The organism is Mycobacterium gordonae, from assembly GCF_002101675.1.
In the GTDB taxonomy this organism is placed as follows: domain Bacteria; phylum Actinomycetota; class Actinomycetes; order Mycobacteriales; family Mycobacteriaceae; genus Mycobacterium; species Mycobacterium gordonae.
This window is the reverse complement of record NZ_LQOY01000166.1, coordinates 1-10,965: the sequence shown is the minus strand read 5'-3', so window position 1 is coordinate 10,965 and position 10,965 is coordinate 1. Positions and strand designations below refer to the sequence as shown.

At 79.6% G+C, this 10,965-nt stretch carries 3 protein-coding genes and 1 pseudogene; 1 reads left to right on the top strand and 3 read right to left on the bottom strand.

Annotated features, from left to right (window positions below):
• Window positions 1-3,104, bottom strand: a 3,104-nt coding sequence (locus AWC08_RS39705; RefSeq protein ID WP_473234625.1) for a hypothetical protein, incomplete at its 3' end; no start/stop codon positions are given.
• Window positions 3,105-3,403: 299 nt separating this feature from the next.
• Window positions 3,404-8,092 (bottom strand): PE family protein, encoded by a 4,689-nt coding sequence (locus tag AWC08_RS39880; RefSeq protein ID WP_159460014.1) that lies wholly within the window; start codon window positions 8,090-8,092, stop codon window positions 3,404-3,406.
• A gap of 102 nt (window positions 8,093-8,194) precedes the next feature.
• Here AWC08_RS39880 and AWC08_RS37500 point away from each other — a divergent pair, with 102 nt between their 5' ends.
• The gene (locus AWC08_RS37500) at window positions 8,195-8,581 is read left to right on the top strand and encodes a hypothetical protein (protein ID WP_085088214.1); all 387 of its coding nucleotides are present in this window, start codon (window positions 8,195-8,197) and stop codon (window positions 8,579-8,581) included.
• 566 nt (window positions 8,582-9,147) lie between these two features.
• Here AWC08_RS37500 and AWC08_RS39875 read toward each other — a convergent pair.
• Window positions 9,148-10,965: pseudogene (locus tag AWC08_RS39875) on the bottom strand (PE family protein); the annotation flags it as partial.

Below are 10,965 nucleotides of genomic sequence, written 5' to 3'. Positions count from 1 at the left end.
TGGCCGCCGGTGCCGCCGATGCCGCCCTGACCACCGACACCTTGGGTTCCGGCGGTGCCGCCATTGGTCGCCCCCGCCGCGCCGCCGGCGCCGCCCTGGCCACCGTCCCCACCGGCCGCACCCTGGCCGCCGATCCCGCCGCCGCTGGTGCCCGTGCTGCCGGCACCGCCCTGGCCACCGGTCCCACCAACACCGCCGATGCCGCCGTCACCGGCCGTGCCGGACGCTCCGGTGCTCGACCCGGACCCGCCCAAGCCGGCCGCGCCGCCCGTGCCGCCGACTCCGCCGATGCCTCCGGCACCGCCGGCGACGCCGGGGTTGATGCTGTTGTCGACGCCAGTACCGCCTTGACCGCCGACACCGCCGATTCCGCCGATGCCGCCTTGGCCGCCGGCGCCTTGGGTTCCGGAGGTGCCGCCGTTGGCCGCGCCGGCCGCGCCACCAGCACCGCCCTGGCCACCGTCACCACCGGCCGCGCCCTGACCACCAACACCGCCGCCGCTGGCGCCAGTGCTGCCGGTGCCGCCCTGGCCACCGGTCCCACCGCCGCCACCAACACCGCCGGCACCGGCCGTGCCCGCGGCACCGGTGCTCGACCCCGAACCGCCGAGACCAGCCGCGCCACCCGTTCCGCCAACGCCGCCGATGCCTCCGGCGCCGCCGGCCACGCCGCCGGGGTTGGTGCTGTTGTCGGTACCGGCACCGCCCTGGCCGCCGACGCCGCCGATTCCGCCGATGCCGCCCTGACCGCCCACGCCTTGGCTGCCGGCGGTGCCGCCGTTGGCCGCGCCGGCCGCGCCACCAGCACCGCCCTGGCCACCGTCACCACCGGCCGCACCCTGACCGCCAACACCACCACCCGCAGTGCCGGTGCTGCCGACACCGCCCTGGCCGCCGGTACCGCCGCCGCCACCAACGCCGCCGTCACCGGCCGTGCCCGCGGCGCCGGTGCTCGATCCGAAGCCGCCGAGACCGGCCGCGCCGCCCGTGCCGCCAACACCGCCGATGCCGCCAGCACCGCCGGCGACGCCGGGGTTGGTGCTGTTGTCGACGCCAATGCCGCCCTGGCCGCCGACGCCGCCGATTCCACCGATGCCACCCTGACCGCCCGCGCCTTGCTGGCCGCCGCCGCCGGATCCGGCCGCGCCACCGGCGCCGCCTTGGCCACCGTCACCGCCGGCCGCGCCCTGACCGCCCGCACCGCCACCGCTGGTGCCGGTGCTACCGGCACCGCCCTGGCCACCGGTTCCACCCGCACCGCCGGCGCCGCCATCACCGGCGCTGCCCGCGCCGCCGACGCTCGACCCGGAGCCCCCGAGGCCGGCCGCGCCGCCGGTGCCACCGACTCCGCCGATGCCTCCGGCACCGCCGGCGACCCCTGAATTGGTGCTGTTGTCGGTGCCGGCACCGCCCTGACCGCCGACGCCACCGACCCCGCCGATGCCGCCCTGACCGCCGGCGCCCTGGATACCGGCCGTGCCGCCATTGGCCGCGCCGGCCGCACCGCCAGCACCGCCTTGCCCGCCGTCACCACCGGCCGCGCCCTGACCGCCCGCCCCGCCACCGCTGGCGCCGGTGCTGCCGACACCGCCCTGGCCGCCGGTCCCGCCGCTGCCACCAACCCCGCCGCCACCGGCCGTGCCGGACGCACCGACGCTCGATCCGGACCCGCCAAGACCGGCCGCGCCGCCGGTGCCACCGACACCACCGATGCCACCCGCGCCGCCCGCGACACCGGGATTGGTGCTGTTGTCAACGCCGACACCACCGGCGCCACCGACCCCACCGGTACCGCCGATACCGCCCTGACCGCCCGCGCCCTGGATACCAGCGGTGCCGCCATTGGTGGCTCCCGCCGCACCGCCCGCACCGCCTTGCCCGCCGTCCCCACCGGCCGCGCCCTGGCCGCCGGTCCCGCCACCGCTGGCGCCGATGTTGCCGACACCGCCTTGGCCGCCGGTGCCGCCCACACCGCCGATGCCGCCGTCACCGGCCGTGCCCGCCGCACCGACAGTGGAACCCGAGCCGCCGAGACCAGCTGAGCCGCCCGTTCCGCCGACTCCGCCGATGCCGCCCGCGCCGCCGGCGACGCCGGGGTTGGTGCTGTTGTCGGTGCCAACGCCGCCGGCACCTCCGACGCCGCCGATCCCACCGATGCCGCCCTGACCGCCCGCGCCCTGGATTCCGGCGGTTCCGCCGTTAGTGGCGCCGGCTGCGCCGCCGGCGCCGCCCTGGCCGCCGTCCCCACCGGCCGCGCCCTGGCCGCCGGTGCCGCCGCCGCTGGTGCCGGTGCTGCCTTGTCCGCCCTTGCCGCCGGTCCCACCGCCGCCACCAACACCGCCGTCACCGGCCGTGCCCGAGGCTCCGGTGCTCGACCCGGAGCCGCCCAGGCCGGCCGCGCCGCCCGTGCCGCCGACTCCGCCGATGCCACCAGCGCCGCCGGCGACGCCCGGGTTGGCGCTGTTGTCGGTACCGGCGCCGCCCTGGCCGCCGACGCCGCCGGTGCCGCCGATGCCGCCCTGACCGCCAGCGCCTTGCGTTCCGGCGGTGCCGCCGTTAGTGGCTCCGGCTGCGCCGCCGGCGCCGCCCTGGCCGCCGTCCCCACCGGCCGCGCCCTGGCCACCAATACCGCCGCCGCTGGCGCCAGTGCTGCCGGTGCCGCCCTGGCCGCCGGTCCCACCCGCACCACCAACGCCGCCGTCACCGGCGCTGCCCGAGGCTCCGGTGCTCGACCCGGAGCCGCCCAGGCCGGCCGCGCCTCCCGTGCCGCCGACTCCGCCGATGCCACCGGCACCTCCGGCGACGCCGGGGTTGGCGCTGTTGTCGACGCCGATGCCGCCCTGGCCGCCGACACCGCCGGTGCCGCCGATGCCGCCCTGCCCGCCGGCGCCTTGGGTTCCGGCGGTGCCGCCGTTAGTGGCTCCGGCTGCGCCGCCGGCGCCGCCCTGGCCGCCGTCCCCACCGGCCGCACCTTGACCGCCGATCCCGCCACCGGCGGTCCCGGTGTTGCCTTGTCCGCCTTGGCCACCGGTCCCGCCAACACCGCCGATGCCTCCGTCACCGGCAGTGCCCGAGGCTCCGGTGCTCGACCCGGAACCGCCCACGCCGGCCGCGCCGCCCGTGCCGCCGACTCCGCCGATGCCGCCCGCGCCGCCGGCGACGCCGGGGTTGGCGCTGTTGTCGACGCCGATGCCGCCCTGGCCGCCTTGGCCGCCGGTCCCGCCGATGCCGCCCTGACCGCCCGCGCCCTGGATACCGGCGGTGCCGCCGTTAGTGGCGCCGGCCGCGCCGCCGGCACCGCCCTGGCCGCCGTCCCCACCGGCCGCGCCCTGGCCGCCGATCCCGCCGCCGCTGGTGCCGGTGTTGCCTTGTCCGCCCTTGCCGCCGGTCCCGCCGCCGCCACCTACGCCGCCGTCACCGGCCGTGCCCGCCGCACCGACAGTGGAACCCGAGCCGCCGAGGCCGGCCCCGCCGCCCGTGCCACCGACACCACCGATGCCACCCGCGCCTCCGGCCACGCCGGGGTTGGCGCTGTTGTCGACGCCGATGCCGCCCTGGCCGCCGACACCGCCGATTCCGCCGATGCCGCCCTGACCACCCACGCCTTGGATCCCGGCGGTGCCGCCGTTAGTGGCTCCGGCTGCGCCGCCGGCGCCGCCTTGGCCGCCGTCCCCGCCGACTGCGCCCTGACCACCAACACCGCCACCGCTGGTGCCGGTGTTGCCTTGTCCGCCTTGTCCGCCGGTCCCACCAACACCGCCGATGCCTCCGTCACCGGCCGTGCCCGCGGCGCCGGTGCTCGACCCCGAGCCGCCAACACCGGCCGCGCCGCCCGTGCCACCGACACCACCGATGCCACCGGCACCACCGGCGATCCCTGGGTTGGTGCTGTTGTCGGTACCGGCACCGCCTTGACCGCCGACGCCGCCGATTCCACCGATGCCGCCCTGACCGCCCACGCCCTGGGTTCCGACGGTGCCGCCGTTAGTGGCTCCGGCCGCGCCACCAGCGCCGCCCTGGCCACCGTCCCCACCGGCCGCGCCCTGACCACCAACACCGCCGCCACTGGCGCCCGTGCTGCCGATACCGCCCTGGCCGCCGGTCCCGCCGCCGCCACCAACACCGCCGTCACCGGCCGTGCCCGCGGCGCCGGTGCTCGACCCGGAGCCGCCCACGCCGGCCGCGCCGCCCGTGCCACCGACTCCGCCGATGCCGCCCGCGCCGCCGGCGACGCCGGGGTTGGTGCTGTTGTCGGTACCGGCACCGCCTTGACCGCCGTCGCCGCCGGTGCCGCCGATGCCGCCCTGACCGCCCACGCCCTGGGTTCCGACGGTGCCGCCGTTGGTGGCTCCGGCTGCGCCGCCGGCGCCGCCCTGGCCACCGTCCCCACCGGCCGCGCCCTGACCACCGGTCCCGCCGCCACTGGCGCCGCTGCTGCCGGTACCGCCCTGGCCGCCGGTCCCGCCGCCGCCACCAACACCGCCGTCACCGGCCGTGCCCGCCGCACCGACAGTGGAACCCGAGCCGCCCAAGCCGGCCGCGCCGCCGGTACCACCGACACCGCCGAGACCGGCCGCGCCGCCGGCGACGCCGGGGTTGGTGCTGTTGTCGGTACCGGCACCGCCTTGACCGCCGACGCCGCCGGTGCCGCCGATGCCGCCCTGACCGCCCACGCCTTGGGTTCCGACGGTGCCGCCGTTAGTGGCTCCGGCCGCGCCACCAGCGCCGCCCTGGCCACCGTCCCCACCGGCCGCGCCCTGACCACCAACACCGCCACCACTGGCGCCGCTGCTGCCTTGCCGCCTTGGCCGCCGGTCCCACCGCCGCCACCAACGCCGCCGTCACCCGCGCTGCCCGCCGCACCGGTGCTCGACCCGGAGCCGCCGACGCCGGCCCCGCCGCCCGTACCGCCGACACCGCCGATGCCGCCCGCGCCTCCGGCGACGCCGGGGTTGGTGCTGTTGTCGGTACCGGCACCGCCCTGGCCGCCGACGCCGCCGGTGCCGCCGATGCCGCCCTGGCCACCGGCGCCTTGGGTTCCGGCGGTGCCGCCGTTGGTGGCTCCGGCTGCGCCGCCGGCGCCGCCCTGGCCACCGTCACCACCGGCCGCGCCCTGACCACCGATCCCGCCACCACTGGCGCCGCTGCTGCCTTGTCCGCCTTGTCCGCCGGTCCCACCACCACCGCCGACGCCGCCGTCACCGGCCGTGCCCGACGCTCCGGTGCTCGACCCGGAACCGCCCACGCCGGCCGCGCCGCCCGTACCGCCGACACCGCCGATGCCGCCCGCGCCTCCGGCGACGCCGGGGTTGGCGCTGTTGTCGACGCCGATGCCGCCCTGGCCGCCGACACCGCCGATTCCGCCGATACCGCCCTGACCACCGACACCTTGGGTTCCGGCGGTGCCGCCGTTGGTGGCTCCGGCTGCGCCGCCGGCGCCGCCCTGGCCGCCGTCACCACCGGCCGCGCCCTGGCCACCGGTCCCGCCACCGCTGGCGCCCGTGCTGCCGACACCGCCCTGGCCGCCGGTCCCACCAACACCGCCGGCGCCACCGTCACCCGCGCTGCCAGCCGCACCGACAGTGGAACCCGAGCCGCCGACGCCGGCCGCGCCGCCCGTGCCACCGACTCCGCCGATGCCTCCGGCACCGCCGGCGACACCGGGGTTGGTGCTGTTATCGGTGCCCGTCCCGCCGGCGCCGCCGACACCGCCGATTCCACCGATGCCGCCCTGCCCGCCAGCGCCCTGTTGGCCGCCGCCGCCGGATCCGGCGGCGCCACCAGCACCGCCCTGGCCGCCGTCCCCACCGGCCGCGCCCTGGCCGCCGGTCCCGCCGCCGCTGGTGCCCGTGCTGCCGGCACCGCCCTGGCCGCCAGTCCCACCGGCACCGCCAACACCGCCGTCACCGGCCGTGCCGGACGCGCCGGTGCTCGACCCGGAACCGCCCACGCCGGCCGCGCCGCCCGTACCGCCGACTCCACCGATGCCGCCCGCGCCGCCGGCGACGCCGGGGTTGGTGCTGTTGTCGACGCCGATGCCACCTTGACCGCCGACGCCGCCGACTCCGCCGATGCCGCCCTGACCACCGACACCTTGGCTGCCGGCGGTGCCGCCGTTAGTGGCTCCGGCCGCGCCGCCGGTGCCACCTTGGCCGCCGTCACCACCCGCGGCGCCTTGACCGCCGATCCCGCCGCCGGCGGTGCCGATGCTGCCTTGTCCGCCCTTGCCGCCGGTCCCACCAACACCGCCGGCGCCACCGTCACCCGCGCTGCCCGCGGCGCCGGTGCTCGCACCCGAGCCGCCCAAGCCGGCCGCGCCGCCCGTGCCACCGACTCCGCCGATGCCTCCGGCACCACCGGCGATCCCTGGGTTGGCGCTGTTGTCGGTGCCGGTTCCGCCGGTGCCGCCGACGCCGCCGGTGCCGCCGATGCCGCCCTGACCGCCCACGCCCTGGATTCCGGCGGTGCCGCCGTTAGTGGCTCCGGCCGCGCCACCAGCGCCGCCCTGGCCACCGTCCCCACCGGCCGCGCCCTGACCGCCGGTCCCGCCGCCACTGGCGCCGCTGCTGCCGGCACCGCCCTGGCCGCCGGTGCCGCCGCCGCCACCTACGCCGCCGTCACCGGCCGTGCCCGAGGCGCCGGTGCTCGACCCCGAGCCGCCCACGCCGGCCGCGCCGCCCGTGCCACCGACACCACCGATGCCGCCCGCGCCGCCGGCGACGCCGGGGTTGGTGCTGTTGTCGGTACCGGCACCGCCTTGACCGCCGACGCCGCCGGTGCCGCCGATGCCGCCCTGACCGCCCGCGCCCTGGATCCCGGCGGTGCCGCCGTTGGTGGCTCCGGCTGCGCCGCCGGCGCCGCCCTGGCCACCGTCACCACCGGCCGCGCCCTGGCCGCCGGTCCCGCCGCCGCTGGTACCGGTGCTGCCTTGTCCGCCGTGTCCGCCGGTGCCGCCGCCGCCACCAGCACCGCCGTCACCGGCCGTGCCCGCCGCACCGACAGTGGAACCCGAGCCGCCCAAGCCGGCCGCGCCGCCGGTACCACCGACACCGCCGAGACCGCCCGCGCCGCCGGCGACGCCGGGGTTGGTGCTGTTGTCGGTACCGGCACCGCCTTGACCGCCGACACCGCCGGTGCCGCCGATGCCGCCCTGGCCGCCCACGCCTTGGTTCCCGGCGGTGCCGCCGTTGGTGGCTCCGGCCGCGCCACCAGCGCCGCCCTGGCCACCGTCCCCACCGGCCGCGCCCTGACCACCAACACCGCCACCGCTGGCGCCGCTGCTGCCGGTACCGCCCTGGCCGCCGGTCCCGCCGCCGCCACCAACACCGCCGTCACCGGCCGTGCCCGCGGCGCCGGTGCTCGACCCGGAACCGCCGAGACCGGCCGCGCCGCCCGTGCCACCGACTCCGCCGATGCCGCCCGCGCCGCCGGCGACGCCGGGGTTGGTGCTGTTGTCGGTACCGGCACCGCCTTGACCGCCGGCGCCGCCGGTGCCGCCGATGCCGCCCTGGCCACCGGCGCCTTGGGTTCCGGCGGCGCCGCCGTTGGTGGCTCCGGCTGCGCCGCCGGCGCCGCCCTGGCCACCGTCACCACCGGCCGCGCCCTGACCGCCGGTCCCGCCACCACTGGCGCCGGTGTTGCCTTGTCCGCCGTGGCCGCCGGTCCCACCAACACCGCCGATGCCTCCGTCACCGGCCGTGCCGGACGCTCCGGTGGTCGACCCGGAACCGCCCACGCCGGCCGCGCCGCCCGTGCCGCCGACACCACCGATGCCACCGGCACCGCCGGCGACGCCGGGGTTGATGCTGTTGTCGACGCCGATGCCGCCCTGGCCGCCGACGCCGCCGATTCCACCGATGCCGCCCTGACCACCGACACCTTGGGTTCCGACGGTGCCGCCGTTAGTGGCTCCGGCCGCGCCGCCGGCGCCGCCCTGGCCACCGTCACCACCGGCCGCGCCCTGACCACCGGTACCGCCACCGCTGGTGCCGGTGCTGCCTTGTCCGCCTTGTCCGCCGGTCCCGCCAACACCGCCGATGCCTCCGTCACCGGCCGTGCCGGACGCGCCGGTGCTCGATCCTGAGCCGCCCACGCCGGCTGCGCCTCCGGTGCCGCCGACTCCGCCGATGCCTCCGGCGCCGCCGGCGACGCCGGGGTTGGTGCTGTTGTCGGTGCCGGTTCCGCCGGTGCCGCCTTGGCCGCCGGTGCCGCCGATGCCGCCCTGGCCGCCGGCGCCTTGGGTTCCGGCGGTGCCGCCGTTGGTGGCTCCGGCTGCGCCGCCGGCGCCGCCCTGGCCGCCGTCCCCACCGGCCGCGCCCTGGCCGCCGGTGCCGCCACCGCTGGTGCCGGTGTTGCCTTGTCCGCCTTGCCGCCGGTCCCGCCGCCGCCACCAACACCGCCGTCACCGGCCGTGCCCGCGGCGCCGGTGCTCGATCCGAAGCCGCCGAGACCGGCCGCGCCGCCCGTGCCGCCGACACCTCCGATGCCGCCGGCACCGCCTGCGATCCCGGGGTTGGTGCTGTTGTCGACGCCGATGCCGCCGGTGCCGCCGACGCCGCCGGTGCCGCCGATGCCGCCCTGACCACCGACACCTTGGGTTCCGGCGCTGCCGCCATTGGTGGCTCCGGCTGCGCCACCGGCGCCGCCTTGCCCGCCGTCCCCACCGGCCGCGCCCTGACCGCCGATCCCGCCACCACTGGCGCCGCTGCTGCCTTGTCCGCCGTGTCCGCCGGTCCCGCCGCCGCCACCAACACCGCCGTCACCGGCCGTGCCGGACGCGCCGGTGCTCGACCCCGAGCCGCCAACACCGGCCGCGCCGCCCGTGCCACCGACACCACCGATGCCGCCGGCACCGCCTGCGACGCCGGGGTTGGTGCTGTTGTCGGTACCGGCACCGCCCTGGCCGCCGACGCCGCCGGTGCCGCCGATGCCGCCCTGACCACCGACACCTTGGGTTCCGGCGGTGCCGCCATTGGTGGCTCCGGCTGCGCCACCGGCGCCGCCCTGGCCACCGTCACCACCGGCCGCGCCCTGACCACCGATCCCGCCACCGGCGGTCCCGCTGCTGCCGGCACCGCCTTGGCCGCCGGTCCCACCGCCGCCACCAACGCCGCCGTCACCGGCCGTGCCCGACGCGCCGGTGCTCGACCCCGAGCCGCCGAGACCGGCCGCGCCGCCCGTACCACCGACTCCGCCGATGCCACCCGCGCCACCTGCGACACCGGGGTTGGTGCTGTTGTCGGTACCGGCACCGCCTTGACCGCCGACGCCGCCGATTCCACCGATGCCGCCCTGCCCGCCAGCGCCCTGTTGGCCGCCGCCGCCGGTTCCGGCTGCGCCACCTGCGCCGCCTTGACCCCCATCCCCGCCGGACGCGCCCTGACCGCCAACACCGCCACCGCTGGCGCCAGTGCTGCCGGTGCCGCCCTGGCCACCGGTCCCGCCAACACCGCCGACGCCTCCGTCACCGGCCGTGCCGGACGCTCCGGTGCTCGATCCGGAGCCGCCCAGGCCGGCTGCGCCGCCCGTACCACCGACTCCGCCGATGCCTCCGGCGCCTCCGGCGACGCCGGGGTTGGTGCTGTTGTCGGTGCCAACGCCTCCGGCGCCTCCGACGCCGCCGGTGCCGCCGATGCCGCCCTGGCCGCCCGCGCCTTGGTTTCCGGCGGTGCCTCCGTTGGTGGCTCCGGCTGCGCCACCGGCGCCGCCTTGGCCGCCGTCCCCACCGGCCGCGCCCTGACCGCCAACACCGCCACCGTTGGCGCCGGTACTGCCGACGCCACCCTGGCCGCCGGTCCCGCCGCCGCCACCGGCGCCGCCGTCACCGGCCGTGCCCGCGGCGCCGGTGCTCGATCCGGAGCCGCCCAAGCCGGCCGCGCCACCCGCTCCGCCAACACCGCCGACGCCACCTGCGCCCCCGGCCACGCCTGGATTGGTGCTGTTGTCGGTGCCAACGCCTCCGGCGCCTCCGACGCCCCCGGTGCCGCCGATGCCGCCCTGACCACCCGCGCCTTGGATCCCGGCGGTGCCGCCGTTGGTGGCTCCGGCTGCGCCACCGGCGCCGCCTTGGCCGCCGTCCCCACCGGCCGCGCCCTGACCACCAACACCGCCACCGCTGGCGCCGGTACTGCCGATGCCGCCCTGGCCGCCGGTCCCGCCGCCGCCACCGGCGCCACCGTCACCGGCCGTGCCGGACGCTCCTGTGGTCGATCCGGAGCCGCCCAAGCCGGCCGCGCCACCCGTTCCGCCAATACCGCCGGTGCCTCCGCCGCCGCCGGCGACGCCTGGATTGGTGCTGTTGTCGACGCCAATGCCACCGTCGCCGCCGACGCCGCCGGTGCCGCCGATGCCGCCCTGACCGCCGGCGCCCTGAATCCCGGCGGTGCCGCCGTTGGTGGCTCCGGCTGCGCCGCCGGCGCCGCCTTGGCCCCCGTCCCCACCGGCCGCGCCCTGACCGCCAACACCGCCACCGCTGGCGCCGCCGCTGCCGATGCCGCCCTGGCCGCCGGTCCCGCCGCCGCCACCAACACCGCCGGCACCGGCCGTGCCCGCGGCACCGGTGCTCGACCCCGAACCGCCGAGACCAGCCGCGCCACCCGTTCCGCCAACGCCGCCGATGCCTCCGGCGCCGCCGGCCACGCCGCCGGGGTTGGTGCTGTTGTCGGTACCGGCACCGCCCTGGCCGCCGACGCCGCCGATTCCGCCGATGCCGCCCTGACCGCCCACGCCTTGGCTGCCGGCGGTGCCGCCGTTGGCCGCGCCGGCCGCGCCACCAGCACCGCCCTGGCCACCGTCACCACCGGCCGCACCCTGACCGCCAACACCACCACCCGCAGTGCCGGTGCTGCCGACACCGCCCTGGCCGCCGGTACCGCCGCCGCCACCAACGCCGCCGTCACCGGCCGTGCCCGCGGCGCCGGTGCTCGATCCGAAGCCGCCGAGACCGGCCGCGCCGCCCGTGCCGCC